The following is a 16,561-nucleotide window of genomic DNA, read 5'->3' as shown; positions in this document are numbered from 1 at the left end:
TTTATGAATAAAAATATATAATTTTTATTAAATCTTAATGTAGTGAATTGTTAAAGTTTGCTTTCGAAAATCCGTCCTTTGAAAAGAATATCTCAGGAGAATTTTTTCAATGTACCGTCTGGGTTAATGGTAAATCAGAGGTTTTGAATTCGGAAACAGTACCGAATTTTGTCTTACAGCAGATCAACGCTTATGGATCTGCTAATGATGGTATTGTATTGATAAAAATCATACACTTTTTAAAGTATTATAAGTCAAAAATAATTACTTTCGTTATATTATTTTTATTTAGAATGATTAAAAATTTATTTTCTGCTGGAATTTTGTCTATTTTAGGACTAATGATGTCAACCACCGTGGTGAAAGCACAATGCACGGCCGTTGATGTTTTTTACGAAAATTTTGATTCCTATACGGCTCCGGAAAGTATAGTGCCCACCTGTTGGGATAGAATTGCTCTTAACGGGGCCAGCCAGATTATTTCAAACTCACAGCCGGCTTCAGGAAGCAGCCAGATCTATCAGTTTGGCTACGGAAACGGAAAAGTATCCATTGTTATTTTTCCTCAACTCACTACAATCAATGCTGGAACACATCAATTCAGATTTAAAGCCAAGGCAAATTCCGGTGGGGGAGCACTCGATTTCGGATATATTACAGATTTAACGGATGCTTCTACATTTGTTGTTTTACAACAGGTTCCGATAACAAACAGTACCTATGATGTGACGTCAGAAAGAACGTTAACCGTTCCGACAACCGTCCCCGCCAATGCAAGACTTGCCATTCGGAACGATGGATCTACCTTTGCCGGATATTACTGGGATGATGCATCATGGGAAGCTATTCCCAATTTGGCAACATCCGAACCCGGCAGCCCAGGGCGAGTAAAGGTATATCCAAACCCTTTCAAAAATGAAATCTATATTTCAGAATTGAAAGATCTGGAAAAAATCATCATTGCTGATGCTGTCGGAAGAGTAGTGCGAACAATTGAAAAACCAGTAAGTATTGTAAATTTGGATTCCTTAAAAAAAGGGATCTATTGGATAACCTTAAAGTACAGAAACGGAAAAATATCATCGTTGAAAACCATAAAACAATAAAAAAGGGGTTTTTTATATTTTAACTGAGAGAGAGGGCTGCCCAACGTGAGTTGAGGCAGCCTTCGTATGTTTGGATCATTTACAAAAGTTAGGAAGAAATTTCAGGATTTAAAATATATGGTTTCCCGTAGAATACAAAAATTTTCACAGATCCTGTTGCTGATTTTTTATTGCGTAAAAGTTGCGTTTTTCTATAAATGGAAAAGCTTGGTGAGCCTTAAAGCGATCAATTATAAAAAGACTTCGTGCTGTCTTTGTTGGATTTTCGCAAAGCCGCAAAGAACCTTTTAATGCTCTATGTTTTTAAGGCGCAAGGATTTTATCAAAGATAAAATTGAGGGCTGCATATTATCGCCACGAATGCACGAATATTTTATTTCCCACAGATCGCTTTGACAAGATGATGACCGGAATGCCCTATTAAATTACTGAAACTAAATCAACAGTATTATCTGTGAAATCCGCGGGAAATAAAAATCAAACTCCTATTTTAATTGTCAAACGATCTGCACTCTTTGCCAAATCCTCAAATTTTGGATTTGATCTGTAGATTTGGATAAAACATCGAAAAAGCCTGTTTACATTTTAAAACAGGCTCTTACTATATTTGATTGATCTAAATTTTTACTTTCTCTGAGGAGGATAATTTTTCATAATTTCAGCCATAATCTCAGGAATCTGTCTCTGTTTGGCTTTAGGTGAGTCTACAGAAACTCCGCTTCCGATGCCCTGCCAAACCAGTTTGTTTGTTTTTGCATCCACTAAATCCACAATTAATGCACCTTCATTATAATTGCTTGTCCACGTTCTGTTCATTCCTACTCCCCAGCCGAAAGGACCTCCCCAGCCCCACATGCCGTATGGCGAGCTGCTGTTGATATCTGTTATTTTTTTGTGGTTGGCTTTTACATTGACAATCAGATCAGGATTTTCTCCGGACTGAAGACCTTTGCTCTGAAGTTGTCTAGATAATTCATTCAGAACTCTGTCTTTATCAATATCATTCAGTTTCAAATCATCAATTCTCAGCTTATACGTTTTATAGGTTGTAAAATTGGCCGTATCAGCATAATCAGAACGCACATTGAAAGGACTACAGGAGGTTAGCCCTAAAGTAGCCGCTGCTAACAAAATAAAAATATATTTTTTCATTTTATTTATTTTTTTTATCGTTTTTAATGAATGTATCTGTTTTTTTATCGTACCCATAAGGGCAATGTCTACAACCACTTTTACAGCAATGTCCTCTCTTCAGATGAAATTTCTCTGTAAAAACCTTATATCCCTGCTCATTATAGTAAAAGTCTTCACCTTCTTTGATGTCAAAAAGTGCCATAGGTTAAATCTCTAAGTGAAAAAAACTTTATATTTGTTATTATGATAATTGTATGCCAAAAGCCTTTAAAAAAATTAAAAATTAACGGCATTGCTCTTTTCCCCTTTATCTTCATAAGAAAACCCGAAGATAAGGAAAATAATGTTTTAATCAATCACGAAAAAATCCATTTGAGACAACAGCTGGAGATGTTTATTATTTTCTTCTATATCTTTTACAGCATTGAATACTACTACTGGCTTATCAAATTAAAGAATTCATATGCTGCCTACAGGAGAATTTCTTTTGAAAGAGAAGCTTATGAAAACGAGTCTGATCTCACTTACCTTACAGAAAGAAAATTTTGGAGCTTCAGGAGATATTTATGACGCAGAATTCGGTGTTTCAAGAGAATTTTTTGTACGGCTTTCGAAACCCGGCAACGCAATTCTATCTAATGCAAGGTAGGGCCCTTTTACATCAAAAATGATAAAAATTAATTTGTTTTCTTTTTTTTAATTCGTCGTATTAAAGTAAATTTTTCCCCATTTTTTCAAAGATGAGTTTTTTTTCTTATTAAAAGCGTAGTCACAAAAACTCTTTTAACAGGGGCATATTTCTTAAAATCTGATAATCTTATGAGGCAGCTTAAATAGTCTCCGGATTGTTATGAGTTCACGAAATGACGCTGTACTTTTCGGTACACATCTTCGTCTTATAGAAAGCTATGGAAGTTTTAACAGGCTTTTTTTTTATTCAGCCTCTTCTGTAAAAATGGTAACAGGAAATTTCAAAATTTTATCGGAAATTTGTTCTATATTCATTTTAAAAATTAAACAAAATAGTATGCAACAAAAAAAATACGCAGGACAGCCTGTAATTACTTTAAATAATGGTGTTGATATTCCTGCATTAGGTTTTGGGGTTTGGCAGATGGAAGATCTGAAGGAGTGCGAAAATGCAGTGATTAAAGCGATTGAAACGGGATACAGAATGATAGATACGGCTTCGATTTATCAAAATGAAACGGCAGTGGGAAATGCCATAAAAAACAGTGGAATAAACAGAGAAGAGTTATTTGTAACTTCAAAGCTTTGGGTTCAGGATACGACATATGATAAGGCGAAATCTGCTTTTCAGAGAACACTGGATAGATTGCAGCTGGATTATTTGGATATGTACCTTATTCACTGGCCCTATTCTGATTTTACAGGTGCCTGGAAAGCCATGGAAGAATTATATAGTGAAGGAAAAATTAAAGCGATTGGTGTCTGTAATTTCACAGTAGAAAAAATGGAGGAATTAAAAGCGAATTCAACAATTCTCCCTGTGATCAATCAGATTGAATTGCACCCGATTTTCCAGCAAAAGGAACTTCAGGTTTACGACAGAGAAAATAATATCGTTACGCAGCCATGGAGTCCTCTTGGAAACGGTAATGCAGGTTTACTGGAAAATTCAGATTTAAAAATGATTGCTGAAAAATATGGTAAAACGGTGGCTCAGGTTATTTTGAGATGGCATTTGCAGGAAGGCTTCTGCGTGATTCCTAAATCGGTGACGCCGTCAAGAATTGAAGAAAATTTCAACGTTTTTGACTTTGAGTTATCTGAAGATGAAATGAATGTCGTCCGTTCTTTAGACACCGGAAAAAGACTGTTTTTCGATCCGAAAGATCCGTCTTGGGAAGAAAAAATGTTAAATTCCGTAGCAGATATTTAATGGAGATCCTATCCGATTTGAATTAATTGAATCTTTATTAATTTAATTGTATCAATTAATTTGTTGAGAATTTAATACAAAAGGAGCAAAAAAAATGCTTCTTTTTTTTGTGAATGTATTCTGGATGAAAAATGATTTAAAAAATAAATCTTAACTTTAAGGAAACCAACCCCCAAAAAATTAAAGTTATGATACCAGACAAAAATGAACATCTTATCGATGAAAGTGTAAAAGAAGAAGCATCGGCGGAGACACTGGAAAGTATTTACCAGAAATTATCAGATCCGCAGGGACTTGAAAAAACTTTGGAGACTCAAAACCGACAAAATTGGGACGAAATAACTTCCGATGACGCAACTCAACTTAATCCGGACGACCGTAAAAAAACTTCCTTCCATCAAGATTTAACCAGCGAATAAATAATAACAAAATAAAAACTCCTTTCAGTGTTGAAAGGAGTTTTATCTTCTTATAAAGGAAATTATTTAGTAAGATCAAGTCCGCCGAAGTTTCCGGAACTCATCATTAAGTAAACTCCCTGAGATTTGTCAAGTGTATTCCAATATGCGTGAAGATCTTCAGCACTGGTGAACACTTTTAAATTTTCATTTTTAAATTTTTCTTTGATCAGTTCAGGTGAAATAGGATCCATTCTTTTGATCTTTAACGCATCCTCAGAATAGAAGACTATGGCTTCATCCAGACCATCCATAGCATGGTCATACTGCTCAAGAAAAACGGGATTTAAACTTGAGTATGTATGAAGCTCCAGGAAACCGTATTTTGTTTCTTTTTTAAACTGCTCTTTAAATGCTTTTACCGCGGCCTTCACTTTACTTGGTGCATGGGCAAAATCTTTATAAAGTGTTCCTTTATCATCTCTTTCTACTTTTTCAAGGCGTTTTGAAGCTCCTTTAAAACTCATGATCGCCTCATAGAAATCTTCATCCATAATGCCTAAATGATGGCAGATATGCCTTGCCCCTTCAAGATTTAACAAATTATGGGCTCCAAAAACAGAAAGCGGAACATCACCCATTTCGGTTTTTAAATGAACCTTTCCGTTCGTGATTTCGTATTCAGGAGTTTTATACGGGATTTTTCTAAAATAATTTTCAGCAGCATCCACTACTTTTACCACTTCAGGATCTTCTTCATTATATACTAAAATACCTCCGGGAGTAATGCTGGCTACAAACTTTCTGAATTGCTCAATATAATCATCAAAGGTTTTGAAAACATTAATGTGATCCCAGGCAATCCCGCTTAATAAGGCAATGTTTGGCTGATATAATAAAAATTTTGAACGAAGATCGATAGGAGAGGAAAGATATTCATCACCTTCCAATACCATGAAATCGTTATCCTGAGTGAGTTTCACCATACAGTCGAAACCTTCCAACTGTGCTCCAACCATGAAATCGACCTCTTTCTCATGGAAATTCAGAACATGAAGAATCATGGAAGTGATGGTGGTTTTACCATGAGAGCCTGCGATAACCACTCTTGTTTTATTTTTTGACTGTTCGAATAAAAATTCAGGATACGAATATATTTTCAAGCCCAGTTCTTTTGCTTTTGCCAGTTCGGGGTTGTCCTGATGAGCGTGCATGCCGAGAATAACCGCATCGATATCCGAGGTGATTTTTTCCGGAAACCAACCCAGCTCCCCGGGTAAAATTCCTTTCTGTTCCAATCTGGATTTTGAGGGCTCGAAAATAGCATCATCCGAACCGGTAACCTGATATCCTTTTTCCTTTAACGCAATAGCAAGATTATGCATGGCGCTTCCGCCAATCGCAATGAAATGGGTTTTCAATTGTATTTACTGTTTTTTAACATTATTATTAATAATCTCCTGAAAGGCATTCATGATATTTTTCCAATTGGTCTCATAATTGGGCATGATAGCGCTTGCATCAGATTTACTGCCTTCATTCGGTCCTTTTTTTATATTAACAGAAGTAGCTACATTGTCATAGATCTTTTTGTGATCTTCCTGTATTCTTCTAAAGTTGTTTTGAGAAAGAACATATTCCAGTTTTTTTAATTCCTCAGGTGTTAATTTAAAATCCTGTTTGTATTTTTTTCCCTGTCCCTCAAAAGAGTAATGTACTTTAGTATCCTTTATGAGCATATTTTCATAAACAGGAGCATAGCCTCCGCTTTTAGAATAACTTATATCAAAATCGGAGTAGACTTTTTGGCTGTTACATGAAACTAACACTATGATTGCGAATAAGATCCCTATTATTCTGTTCATAATTTTTTATCAACTTTAATTATCTGAATTCTTTTGTTCTAATTTTTTAGCTTTAAGTTCTTCATCATAATTGTGTAATACGTTGAAATCTTCCGTCTGCTCAATGGCGGTCATAATTTTATATAAGATCTCCTGAGCATTTTCGTTGTCGTAATCGATTTCCAGAGGGGCTTTAAACTCCATGGTCGGTTTTACGCCTGTAACCTTTACGCGGAGCCCTTTTTTATCGAACGCTCTTCGGAACCCGTTGATCTTAATCGGGATCACGATAGGACGTTGGTTTTTTACCAGTTTGGCCGTTCCTCTTCTTCCCTGGGCAAAAGCAGAAGTAGTTCCTTGAGGGAAAGTTGCTACCCAGCCATTGTCTAAGGCTTTCATAATATTGTCTACCTCGCTCATATCTACCATTCTGTTGACATTTTTGCCCTCAGCTCTCCAGGTTCTTTTTACCGTTACCGCACCCGCAATTTTAAAAATTTTTGGAAGAATTCCTTTGTTCATGGTTTCTTCGGCTGCGACGTAGTAAAAATCGATCTTGGGGTTTAGCAGATAGATCGGGTTTTTTATTGTATTTAAATATCCGTTGTTTACAGAGCAGAAAGCGTGATACATGGCCGCAACATCTGCAAAATAAGTCTGATGGTTGGCTACAAACAGCACATTGGAATCCGGTAGATCCACAAGGTGCTCAGTTCCTGTAATTTTTAATTTATTAAAGCCATTGAATCTTCTATAGGATACAAGACCTAAAATAAAAATGATAAACCTTTTTAGAAAATAAGGAGTTCCGAACGCGTCGGTGAAAATATTTTTCTTCGCCATCTCTTAATTAAACACGGTAATGCAAAGTTACATTTTTTTCAATAACTGACTGAATTCGCTCAATATCATTGCTGTAGCCCCCCAAATGATGTATCCGTTAAAATTGATCACGGGAACTTCTTTCCCTCCGGCACTTGGCAATGCCATAATTTCCGGTTGGTCAGGAAGCCCTAAAAAGGAAGTGATAGGAAACTCTATGACTTCTACTGCTTCAGTTTGCTGCAGGATAAATTCAGGATTTTTTTTCGTATATGAAATATAGGGATAAACGTAAAAATTACTGGGCGGAATGTAAATAGGAGACATTTCGCGGATAATTTTTATATAATGTTTCTCAATACCTATTTCTTCAGACGTTTCACGAACTGCGGTCTGTGCAAAATCCTGATCCATTTCTTCCCGTTTGCCCCCAGGCAGAGAAATCTGCCCGCTGTGTCTGTCATGCTCGTTGATCGTTCTCTGAATTAAAGGAAAATGCCATTCGTCGTTCTTCAGATACAGCACAATGTTCACGGCTGCAAATTTCGGGTTTTTGGTTAAAACTTCTTCATAGGTAAAAACAGGACGGTAAGGAGGAGAAAATACCCCATGAGCGTCTGTACCGGGTAATGTTGCGGTTTTTATTTTTCTTAATAAATCTTTTCCAAAACTCATACTTCAAATGTAGCAATATATCCTGAAGAAAAGAAGAGGAGACCGTGTTAATTAATGGTAAAAAGAACAACAAATACTGTAAATACCGTTTAAATGTAAGACCAGCAGATTCATAATTAAAATTGGAATAAATGATGTAATACCGTTTTCTTTTTGAATTGACCTTAATAAACCCCGAAGGGGGTTAAATATCAGTAGCGTCGGGTGAAACCTGATGAATAGGTATTTAATGAGGTTATAACCCCGCACGGGTTGAATAATGTAAAGAAAATTTCAAAGATAAAATGATATAAATGCTTCTTTTGTTGGCGTGAATACAGAAAGTCTATTTTATTTCCCGTTGATTGCAAGGATGACATGCGTTGTGCCTGAAATTACAAGGGTTGAACGAAGACTATGGGATCCTCATGGTTTACCGGAAAATTTACCGATTGGGCAATGAAGCAAAATTCATTGGCTTTATGATGAAGGTTTTTTGCTCTTTCAATCATGCTCTCGTGAGAAACGGCTACCGTCGGATGTAGTGTAACCTCAGAAAAATAACCACTGCCATTGCTTTGTTCAATCATAATTCCTGTTGCATGATCTGTGTATTCAGTCACAATAATGCCTTCTGCAGAGCATAAATGTAAATACCAGAGCATATGACAGGAGGATAGGGCAGAGAGCAGCATGTCTTCAGGGTTGTGTTTTGTCTTGTCACCCAGAAAGGCAGGATCGGAGGAGCCTTCAATTATTGTTTTGTTCTCTACCGAAATGGTATGGCTGCGTTCGTAGTTTTTGTAATGGTCGGTTCCCGTTCCGAGGTTCCCAGTCCATTTAATCGTGGATTTGTAATGGTGTTTTTTGTGCATACTTTAATTTATTCAATAAAAAAACCTCCGGATAAACCGGAGGTTGAATTTCTTTTAATTAGAATATCCTATCAATTCTTCTTTACCGGAATTGTACACTCTGTATTCTAAATATTTGAAAGAATCTCTGGGGATAATGGTTACCCATTTTTTGTATTTCATAAACCATTTCATCTGAATGCTTTTGATACCTTTGGTAAGGTAGGCTTCCACAAAAGGATGTACATGAAGGTACAATTTCCCTTTCTCTTTTTGCATAATGGTTCTCAGGGTTTCTCCCATTCTTTCAACAATAACGATCGGAGCTACAATTTCTCCGTCTTTATTCGGGTTTTCTTCTTTGGTATCAATCTGTTTTTCCGGACGGTTTCTCTGTCTGGTAATCTGTATCAAACCAAATTTACTGGGCGGAAGAATCTTATGTCGTGCTTTGTCACGTTTCATTTCTTCCTTTAGATGTTCGAACAGTTCTCTTCTGTGCTCAGGATTCGGCATATCAATAAAATCGATCACGATAATACCGCCCATATCTCTGAGGCGAAGCTGTCTTGCAATTTCTGTCGCTGCCATTTTGTTCACTCTTAGAGCGTGTTCTTTATTGACAGCAGTTCCGGTAGTAATGTTATTTCCGGAGTTCACGTCTACTACGTGGAGTGCTTCTGTGTGTTCTATCACAAGATAAGCACCTTTTGAACTTGGAATATTAACGTGTTTTCCAAAGCTTTGTTTAAGCTGCTTTTCCACGTTATAATATTCGAGAAGAGGAATATGGGAATTATAGAAATGAACAATATTTTTTCTCTCCGGAGCGATTACTTCCAGATAATTCTTCATTTCGTCCACCATTTGCTCATCATCGCAGGTGATGCTCACAAAATCCTGGTTGAAATTATCCCTTAAAATAGCTGAAGCTTTATCGTCTTCACTTAAAACTCTGGACGGAACCTTGTTTTTCTGAATGTTCTTAAAAGTACTTTCCCATTTCTGAATCAGCTGATTCATGTCATTATGAAGGTCTGCTACTTTTTTTCCTTCCGCAACTGTTCTTATAATCACGCCAAAACCTTCCGGTTTTATGCTTTCAATAAGAGTTCTCAGTCTCTCCTTTTCCTCCTGGCTTTTTACTTTTTTGGAAATTGAAACTTTGTTGTCGAAAGGGATAAGAACCAGAAAACGTCCGGTTAAGGAAATCTGTGTGGAAATCCTCGGCCCTTTGGTGGAGATCGGCTCTTTGGTGATCTGCAGTAAAACAACATCATCTTTGGCGATGACTTTGTCTACGGTTCCGTTTTTGTCAATTTCGGGTTGTATTTCGAAATTTTTTAAGCTTGAACTGCTTTGTTTTTTTGAGAGTGTATCTCTTAAAAACTTTCGGTAGGTAAGATACTGCGGACCCAGATCCTGATAATGCAGAAACGCATCCTTTTCATAGCCAATGTTCACAAAGGCGGCATTCAGGTTCGGAGCCAGTTTTTTTACTTTTCCTACGAATAAATCTCCAACTATAAAATCACTTTTATCCTCTTGCTCATGAAGTTCACATAGTCTTCCGTCTTCCAGTAATGCAATCTTTGTAAGATCATCTTCATGCGAAACTATTAGTTCTTTCTTCATTTTATTAAGCTAAATAATTTTTTAAGATCATCGGAATCCAAACTGTTTTTATAAAAGTATGATCCATAAATATACACATTATTTTCAATGTATATCTTTAGGCGTTGAAATAAAAATCATTCTGATTCCATATCATCTTATAGTTGCAAAACAAAATATAGTCGGTGAACCTTTAAAATCTTAAAATCACCAACTATATTTTTATATTGTAAATCTCGAGAAAAAGAGATTATTTTTTCTTCTTATGTCTGTTTGCTCTTGCTCTTTTCTTTCTCTTGTGAGTTGCAACCTTGTGTCTTTTTCTTTTCTTTCCGCTTGGCATAATTTTAATTTTTAGTAACTAGTTAATATTCAGTTAATGTCTTATTTTACTGCAACTTTAGTTTTTACTTTCTCAACAAAAGATTTTGAAGGTTTGAAAGCAGGAATGTTATGAGCAGGAATCTCAATTGCAGTGTTCTTAGAAATATTTCTTCCTGTTTTAGCAGCTCTCGTTTTAATGATAAAAGAACCGAAACCTCTTAAATAAACGTTATCTCCATTATACATAGAAGTCCTGATCTCCTGCATAAAAGCTTCTACAACTTTCTGTGTTTCATTCTTTTCTGTTCCCAACTTATTTGAGATGGTGTTTACCAATTCTGCCTTTGTCATTTCCTTTTTTAATTTTAAATTTTAGGTGTGCAAATTTAGTTAAAAAAATTGAATACTAGCAAATTAGTGGCAAATTATTTTTCTGCGCCGCAATAAGGTTTGAATGTTTGGCAGGTATTAAATCATAAGGAAGGGTCTTTACATACTGGAATTATAGTATCCATTTTCTACGCAGAAGCGGATGAGATGGAGCTTTGTCTTCAGTCCGAGCTTCTCCGTCAGCCTGTTGATATACGTGTCAATGGTTCTGCTGCTGAGGTTCAGCTTTTCGCCGATTTCTTTGTTACTGAAGCCTTCGTAGCAGAATTTCATCAGCTGAATTTCCGTGGAGGAAAGTTCTTCCTGGCTTTTTTTCTGCCGGTCCATATACTCGGTAACGGCCAGAGGCTGCTGCTCCCATTCTCTGGAATACTGTTCGTAATCAAAAGTATCTCCTGCAATTTTTCCTTTAACGATTTCTTTAATCACATTGCTTTTTTTCTGACAGTAGAAAATATTGGGGATTTTTGAAAGAATTTCCGCCATATCTTCCTGATAGGTCCCGGAATAAGTTATAATAGGTGTTTCCGTATTGTTTTTCCGGATGTATCTGATGGCTTCAATACCACTGAGAACGGGCATGAACAGCTCGATAATAAATACATCTTCCTGCCTTCTGTAAATTCTGTTAACCAGCTCATGGCCATTGTTACAGTCATTAAGAAGCATATAAAAAGGGTTTTCCTGCAGGGTTTTGATCATTATTTTTTTAAAATAAAAATCACTGTCTGCAATTGAAAACCGTACAGTATTGCTTAAAAGTTTACTCACTTTGTGATCGATTTGGTGTAGATATATTAAAATTTTGGGTGGTCTAAGTTATGAAAATCTGATGAATGTGAAAATTAATCTTAAATTAATTAACAATAGTTTATTTTTTCATCATAAAATATAAATTTTGTGCATAAATTATTTTTTTTATAAATTCACCATCCCAAACCAATCACAATTATTATGTCTTCGAACAAGGAGAAAAAATTAAACAAATCAGACGTCAGAGCGGGCATTTGGAAGTTCGTTTTGTCTTTCATTGCATTATCTGCTGTGGCATTTACAGCGGTATTTTTCTTTTTTAAAAGCTACGATCTGCAGAGAAAGGGCATACAAAAAGAGGTAGATGAGTACAAAAACTTACTGAGCCGCAATGAGCTTCTTAAAATTCAAATCGACAGTATACAGTACAGAATGACTCTGCTGGACATCAACAAAGTGGAGAATGATATTTTTTTGAGAAATTATATCATGGATAATGTGCGTGATGCTAAAAACATCATGGGCGCAGACAGCGCGAAAAATTTTAAGCATTATTCTGTTTTGCTGAAACATCTGGAGCCTATGCTGGCTCTAAAAACTCAGATTATTAATATTTCGAATAAAGAGCAGACCGCTTTGAGAGATCTCAACGAATGTATGGGGAAGGTGGTACGCGTTAACAGTGAGTTGCGTGTAGATCCTACAAGAAAGTTTACAGGAAGCAGAAAAAGAAGATAACAAACACACATTATGCAAGGACAAGTTACATTATCTAAAAAGGAAAAGCACTATCAGTTTGTATACCTGATATTGATGCTGTTTGCAGCTTTAATATTCCTGGGGATTATATTTCTGAAGGGTTTTGAATCACCTTTTTCATCTTCAGATATGATCGCTATCCAGACTCTGGATCAGAAGTCACAGTTTGATCAGCAACAGAAAATTGTTCAGCCGCTGATGGACAGTACTTTTTCTCAGATCAGCAAACTAACAGACGAAGTACCGCAACCATTTGAAGAAAATAATATCCGCTACGGAATTAATGATATTGCCAATTCCTTCGAAAATGTAGGGGTTACGGATCTTCGTAAACAGGCTTATCCTCAGATTGCCCAATTTTACAAAATGTATTTTGATGATAAAAAACTGATCTCAAAGAAATCCGAGAACATCAAAATATTTGAAAAGCAGTTTCAGGACTGTTCCATTGGTTTTAAAGAGAAAAAAGACCAGCTTTTACAGCGTGAAAATGCATTGAAAGCCAGGAAAGAATAATTTCACCGTATCTAAACATCACACAAATACATCACAATTATTAACTATGAATTATTTTCAGAAGAACAAAAAGAACATTATTATTGGTGTTATTGCAACCCTGCTTATCGCTGCTCTGGTGGCTTTGTGGCTGCAGAAAAAGGTTATCCATTCTGCGGATGACATTGTAGGGGTTGTCTATCCATCATCAGTCGCGGTAGGAGATACGCTTTCCTTTGAAGATAAGACTAAATTTGCAAAATTCAAGAAATGGGATTTTGGAGATGGTGCCACTTCCGATAAGAGCAAGGGATTTCACTTTTATAATAAGCCGGGCTATTATCAGGTCACTTTGATTATTGATAATAAATATTCCAAGTCTTTTCCGGTTTTAGTTTCCGCAAGAGGGATTCCGAAACCTAAAGACAGCGTAAAGTCTGCCACGACCATTGATGCACAAACGCAGGCTATGCAGTTTGAGAACGTACAGTTCCGTGCTATTTCCAATGCTAAACAATTTACATGGAAATTCGGAGAAACTGGTAATATCGACTCTAAAGAGAAATTGGCTATCTATTCTTATAAAAAGCCGGGAGATTATACGGTAACTTTATATACGGATGAGAATGCAGAACCTATTCTGCATCACATAAAAATCCTTCAGGCCTATAATCCATTGGATGATGAAGAAGTAACGGTAGAGGATTCTTATGCTAAAATTGATGATGATTTTAAATATCATCTTCAGCAGATCGCCAACGGAAACAGTTTTAACAGCCATTATAATTATTTACTTCAGAAATATCTGTGTAATAACGAAAATACGGTTGTAAAAGTAAATGACAGCAAGCAGAATAATTTTTATATGTACTGTGCCGGGCTTCAGTTTGATAAAAATAATGTCATCCAGACCGTAAAAGTAAATTTTGACGATACTCAGAAATGCGTAACCAAAGTAGAAATCAACCAAAGTAAATAAAATAACGTCCGAGTCCTTTCGGGCAAGCCAATCATAAAAGAAAATCAGGATGAAAAATAAATTTCCTCTAGCAGCATATTATATAGGAGTTTCAGTCGTATTAGCAGGCTGTCAGGTAAAATTACCGTCGAAAAGAACTCCGGAGCCCTCGAAATATGGGCAAATAGATAACTCTTCAGTCATTAACGGATACCCAAAAAAATCAGTGCCCTGGATTGCTGTCTCAGACCGGTCCCGTAATACGGCTTATATCGATAAAAACGACGAAAAATCGTATAAGGAAGTGAAGTTTCTGGAACCTTTAATGGTTTTGAAACAAAGGGACGGAATGGTGAAGGTGGCAGAATATATCCCTGATGCATTAATGAAAAAGGTCTCCACGAAACAGATAAAAACCTATGGCTGGATCCCCGAATCCGATCTTCTTCTTTGGAGCAATTCTCTGAAAAATGAGAAAACAGGCTTTCCGGTGAGGGTAGCTGTCGTTCCCAGCAACAGCGATGTGATCCGAAGTGCTGAAAGGTACTACAAAAATGATTCTATTATGGTCTTTAATTCTCCCAGTTTGATTGAGCAGGCGAATGTGAAAATTCCGAATGGACAGATTGTGTATGTTTACAAGCAGGCAGAAAATAATAAACGCTTCTTGGTCGGAAGAAAACCGAACATTGATATTGACAGCATCCATTCAAGTTTATACGGTTGGGTAAGTTCCAATGTCATTTCGGCGTGGGGCGAGCGATCTGCTGTAAAAATGAAAAATACTACAGGGGTAAAAGAATCCGCACTGGGCATTCATGAGGGAGCTCCCGGGATGCCTGACAGCGAGAACAAAACGGCTGTCCTGCTGACTGATGTTAATAAAAGGACTCCTCTTGAAAATATTTTCCCGGTAACTTTGGCTCTCAATGAAAAAGAAATACCAGATTCTAAAACGAAATATTTTACGAATATTTTAGATTACAGTAAAAATTACGTGTTCAATGTTTTAGGAGAACCGATCTATTTTGATCGTTATCGCGAAATTACAGAGAAAGATAAACACATCAATATTGTTTTCACATTAGATATCAGTGCTCCGAATGCTCCATATGCGCCTATTGTAAAGTCTTTGTTACAGGATTTGCAGCTTAGATTTGAAAAGCCTTCTTACTTTAATCAGGTAAAATATGGGGTAGTTTTATATAAAAATAATTCTTGTGGAGATAATGTTGCCGTTTCTCCTTTAAACTCAGATTATAGCAAGATCACAACGTTTATCGATCAGAAAACAAATGAGATGAACTGCCCAAGCAATAACGGATATCAGCCGGTAAATGAAGGTTTGATGGCGGCAGGAAATCTTCTTTCCAATTTTCCTGATGAAACCAATATCGTGATCGGAGTAGGTACTTCTGCCAACCAAAGCGGAAATATGTATGGCGTGATCAACTCGCTTACTCAGGCTCAGGCAAGATTAATTATGTTCCAGACAAGCGCAAGATCATCAGATACTTATAATGATTTTGTATTGATGGCTGAAAATGTAGTAACGAATACAGCGAAAAATATTGCTGAACTAAAAAAGCAGAAAATTATTAATCAGAATGATGTTTTAACTAAAAATAATTTTAGTTTAAAAGAAGGTGAAACAGGTTTCTTCTCATTAGATTATCCGAAACAAAGTATGTCTCAAGGGTTTGTGATCTTTCCTAAAAAAGGAGATATTGCTACACCGGGATTCCTGAAAAAGTCGGTTGACAGCTTGATTGCTCAGGTAACTTTAGATAATTCAACGATTGATAAATCGCTGAATGATTATTTCCACTCTTCAGTTGGAGCTGGGAAAACGGATGTTGATATCAAGTACAAATATCTGTATCCGGGTCTTACCAATCCGGTTCCGGCGGGAATTGCTGCTCAGCTGATTAATTACGGAAGTCCGTTTTTGGTGAAAGGTTATATTCCAAAAGATCTGAAAGAGTATAAACCTGGTTTGGAAAAAGGTATTTTGATTTCAGAAACCGAATACGATAATTTGAAAGCTTTTTATACGGAAGTGTATGAAAATACAGGAGCCGGAAGAACAGATTTCAGCCAGTCGAGAGCAATCAGAGAATATATTAAACTGTTGAAAAAGTATAATCCTACCCTGAAATTTATGGATAAAGGTGAATTGTACAAGCAGCCAATGGCTTACACAGTAGGAGTAAGCACAGGATTTGATAATTCTGAAGAAGAATTGATGGCAAAATACAATTTGAAAGGCTGGAAAAAATCAGACATCATTACCAATGAAACAGTGAAAACATACTTTGCAAGCTATAAAAATCTTGCCGAAAGAATGCTTACCCACAGAAATGACCCAGCCGTGAAAATCAAACAGAACGGACAGGAATTTTACTGGTTGAATGAATACTTCATGCCGACCATGATGCCGGTAGAAGCCCCCGAATATACTAAGCATTAATATGTTAAGAATAATAAAAAGCAGAAAATTATTTCTGCTTTTTTCTTTTTTGATGTAAAATTTTTATCTTTACACTACCCAAA

The 16,561-nt window shown here is 36.3% G+C and carries 18 protein-coding genes; 8 read left to right on the top strand and 10 right to left on the bottom strand.

Going from position 1 to position 16,561, the window contains the following annotated elements; genetic code table 11:
- Positions 1 to 47: 47 nt before the first annotated feature.
- Positions 48 to 1,106 carry a T9SS type A sorting domain-containing protein gene (locus VUJ46_RS09330; RefSeq protein ID WP_326984709.1) on the top strand — a complete coding sequence of 353 codons (1,059 nt, stop codon included), beginning with the start codon at positions 48 to 50 and terminating at the stop codon, positions 1,104 to 1,106.
- A gap of 624 nt (positions 1,107 to 1,730) precedes the next feature.
- Here VUJ46_RS09330 and VUJ46_RS09325 read toward each other — a convergent pair.
- A complete protein-coding gene (locus VUJ46_RS09325; protein ID WP_326984708.1) occupies positions 1,731 to 2,258 on the bottom strand; it encodes a DUF4136 domain-containing protein in 528 nt (175 codons plus the stop codon).
- 1 nt (position 2,259) lies between these two features.
- A complete protein-coding gene (locus tag VUJ46_RS09320) occupies positions 2,260 to 2,442 on the bottom strand; it encodes a DUF5522 domain-containing protein (protein ID WP_029294953.1) in 183 nt (60 codons plus the stop codon).
- Between the two features lie 41 nt (positions 2,443 to 2,483).
- Here VUJ46_RS09320 and VUJ46_RS09315 point away from each other — a divergent pair, with 41 nt between their 5' ends.
- The 3 genes from VUJ46_RS09315 (at position 2,484) to VUJ46_RS09305 (ending at position 4,562) form a co-directional block, all read left to right on the top strand.
- Positions 2,484 to 2,810 carry a hypothetical protein gene (locus VUJ46_RS09315; protein ID WP_326984707.1) on the top strand — a complete coding sequence of 109 codons (327 nt, stop codon included), beginning with the start codon at positions 2,484 to 2,486 and terminating at the stop codon, positions 2,808 to 2,810.
- 457 nt (positions 2,811 to 3,267) lie between these two features.
- Positions 3,268 to 4,143, top strand: a complete 876-nt coding sequence (locus tag VUJ46_RS09310; protein ID WP_326984706.1) for an aldo/keto reductase — start codon at positions 3,268 to 3,270, stop codon at positions 4,141 to 4,143.
- Positions 4,144 to 4,331: 188 nt separating this feature from the next.
- Positions 4,332 to 4,562, top strand: coding sequence for a hypothetical protein (locus VUJ46_RS09305; RefSeq protein ID WP_326984705.1), 231 nt, complete (start codon positions 4,332 to 4,334; stop codon positions 4,560 to 4,562).
- Between the two features lie 62 nt (positions 4,563 to 4,624).
- Here VUJ46_RS09305 and VUJ46_RS09300 read toward each other — a convergent pair whose 3' ends face one another.
- The 8 genes from VUJ46_RS09300 to VUJ46_RS09265 all read right to left on the bottom strand — a co-directional run bounded on the left by VUJ46_RS09300 (position 4,625) and on the right by VUJ46_RS09265 (position 11,814).
- On the bottom strand, positions 4,625 to 5,962 hold the full coding sequence (locus VUJ46_RS09300) for a UDP-N-acetylmuramate--L-alanine ligase (RefSeq protein ID WP_326984704.1): 1,338 nt from the start codon (positions 5,960 to 5,962) through the stop codon (positions 4,625 to 4,627).
- Between the two features lie 6 nt (positions 5,963 to 5,968).
- Positions 5,969 to 6,406 carry a hypothetical protein gene (locus VUJ46_RS09295; RefSeq protein WP_326984703.1) on the bottom strand — a complete coding sequence of 146 codons (438 nt, stop codon included), beginning with the start codon at positions 6,404 to 6,406 and terminating at the stop codon, positions 5,969 to 5,971.
- Between the two features lie 15 nt (positions 6,407 to 6,421).
- Complete coding sequence (locus tag VUJ46_RS09290) at positions 6,422 to 7,228, bottom strand: lysophospholipid acyltransferase family protein (RefSeq protein WP_326984702.1); 807 nt, start codon at positions 7,226 to 7,228, stop codon at positions 6,422 to 6,424.
- 27 nt (positions 7,229 to 7,255) lie between these two features.
- Positions 7,256 to 7,882 carry an NUDIX hydrolase gene (locus VUJ46_RS09285; RefSeq protein ID WP_326984701.1) on the bottom strand — a complete coding sequence of 209 codons (627 nt, stop codon included), beginning with the start codon at positions 7,880 to 7,882 and terminating at the stop codon, positions 7,256 to 7,258.
- A 374-nt stretch (positions 7,883 to 8,256) separates the two neighbouring features.
- Positions 8,257 to 8,736, bottom strand: a complete 480-nt coding sequence (locus tag VUJ46_RS09280; protein WP_326984700.1) for an OsmC family protein — start codon at positions 8,734 to 8,736, stop codon at positions 8,257 to 8,259.
- Between the two features lie 54 nt (positions 8,737 to 8,790).
- On the bottom strand, positions 8,791 to 10,350 hold the full coding sequence (locus tag VUJ46_RS09275; RefSeq protein ID WP_326984699.1) for a ribonuclease E/G: 1,560 nt from the start codon (positions 10,348 to 10,350) through the stop codon (positions 8,791 to 8,793).
- A 363-nt stretch (positions 10,351 to 10,713) separates the two neighbouring features.
- Positions 10,714 to 11,004, bottom strand: a complete 291-nt coding sequence (locus VUJ46_RS09270; protein ID WP_002984212.1) for an HU family DNA-binding protein — start codon at positions 11,002 to 11,004, stop codon at positions 10,714 to 10,716.
- Between the two features lie 138 nt (positions 11,005 to 11,142).
- Positions 11,143 to 11,814 carry a response regulator transcription factor gene (locus VUJ46_RS09265; RefSeq protein WP_326984698.1) on the bottom strand — a complete coding sequence of 224 codons (672 nt, stop codon included), beginning with the start codon at positions 11,812 to 11,814 and terminating at the stop codon, positions 11,143 to 11,145.
- Positions 11,815 to 11,997: 183 nt separating this feature from the next.
- Between VUJ46_RS09265 and tssO the strand changes: the two genes are divergently transcribed.
- The 4 genes from tssO to tssR are packed head-to-tail and all read left to right on the top strand — an operon-like array spanning position 11,998 to position 16,478.
- Entirely contained in the window at positions 11,998 to 12,534 is a 537-nt protein-coding gene (tssO, locus tag VUJ46_RS09260) for a type VI secretion system TssO (RefSeq protein WP_326984697.1), read from the top strand.
- A 12-nt stretch (positions 12,535 to 12,546) separates the two neighbouring features.
- Positions 12,547 to 13,071 carry a type VI secretion system transmembrane protein TssO gene (locus tag VUJ46_RS09255; RefSeq protein ID WP_326984696.1) on the top strand — a complete coding sequence of 175 codons (525 nt, stop codon included), beginning with the start codon at positions 12,547 to 12,549 and terminating at the stop codon, positions 13,069 to 13,071.
- Positions 13,072 to 13,117: 46 nt separating this feature from the next.
- A complete protein-coding gene (locus tag VUJ46_RS09250) occupies positions 13,118 to 14,029 on the top strand; it encodes a PKD domain-containing protein (protein ID WP_326984695.1) in 912 nt (303 codons plus the stop codon).
- Positions 14,030 to 14,078: 49 nt separating this feature from the next.
- Positions 14,079 to 16,478 carry a type VI secretion system protein TssR domain-containing protein gene (gene tssR / locus VUJ46_RS09245; RefSeq protein WP_326984694.1) on the top strand — a complete coding sequence of 800 codons (2,400 nt, stop codon included), beginning with the start codon at positions 14,079 to 14,081 and terminating at the stop codon, positions 16,476 to 16,478.
- The last annotated feature ends 83 nt before the right edge of the window (positions 16,479 to 16,561 follow it).

The sequence above is a fragment of the Chryseobacterium sp. MYb264 genome (assembly GCF_035974275.1).
Taxonomy (GTDB): domain Bacteria; phylum Bacteroidota; class Bacteroidia; order Flavobacteriales; family Weeksellaceae; genus Chryseobacterium.
This window is presented reverse-complemented; position numbering and strand designations above follow the sequence as displayed.

Bases quoted from the DNA above. Each gene is read 5' to 3' on its own strand.
- VUJ46_RS09295 (WP_326984703.1), bottom strand. From the start codon at position 6,406: ATGAACAGAATAATAGGGATCTTATTCGCAATCATAGTGTTAGTTTCA.
- VUJ46_RS09255 (WP_326984696.1), top strand. From the start codon at position 12,547: ATGCAAGGACAAGTTACATTATCTAAAAAGGAAAAGCACTATCAGTTT.
- VUJ46_RS09305 (WP_326984705.1), top strand. From the start codon at position 4,332: ATGATACCAGACAAAAATGAACATCTTATCGATGAAAGTGTAAAAGAA.
- VUJ46_RS09270 (WP_002984212.1), bottom strand. From the start codon at position 11,004: ATGACAAAGGCAGAATTGGTAAACACCATCTCAAATAAGTTGGGAACA.
- VUJ46_RS09320 (WP_029294953.1), bottom strand. From the start codon at position 2,442: ATGGCACTTTTTGACATCAAAGAAGGTGAAGACTTTTACTATAATGAG.
- VUJ46_RS09250 (WP_326984695.1), top strand. From the start codon at position 13,118: ATGAATTATTTTCAGAAGAACAAAAAGAACATTATTATTGGTGTTATT.
- VUJ46_RS09315 (WP_326984707.1), top strand. From the start codon at position 2,484: ATGATAATTGTATGCCAAAAGCCTTTAAAAAAATTAAAAATTAACGGC.
- VUJ46_RS09275 (WP_326984699.1), bottom strand. From the start codon at position 10,350: ATGAAGAAAGAACTAATAGTTTCGCATGAAGATGATCTTACAAAGATT.
- tssO (WP_326984697.1), top strand. From the start codon at position 11,998: ATGTCTTCGAACAAGGAGAAAAAATTAAACAAATCAGACGTCAGAGCG.
- VUJ46_RS09325 (WP_326984708.1), bottom strand. From the start codon at position 2,258: ATGAAAAAATATATTTTTATTTTGTTAGCAGCGGCTACTTTAGGGCTA.
- VUJ46_RS09310 (WP_326984706.1), top strand. From the start codon at position 3,268: ATGCAACAAAAAAAATACGCAGGACAGCCTGTAATTACTTTAAATAAT.
- VUJ46_RS09290 (WP_326984702.1), bottom strand. From the start codon at position 7,228: ATGGCGAAGAAAAATATTTTCACCGACGCGTTCGGAACTCCTTATTTT.
- VUJ46_RS09285 (WP_326984701.1), bottom strand. From the start codon at position 7,882: ATGAGTTTTGGAAAAGATTTATTAAGAAAAATAAAAACCGCAACATTA.
- tssR (WP_326984694.1), top strand. From the start codon at position 14,079: ATGAAAAATAAATTTCCTCTAGCAGCATATTATATAGGAGTTTCAGTC.
- VUJ46_RS09280 (WP_326984700.1), bottom strand. From the start codon at position 8,736: ATGCACAAAAAACACCATTACAAATCCACGATTAAATGGACTGGGAAC.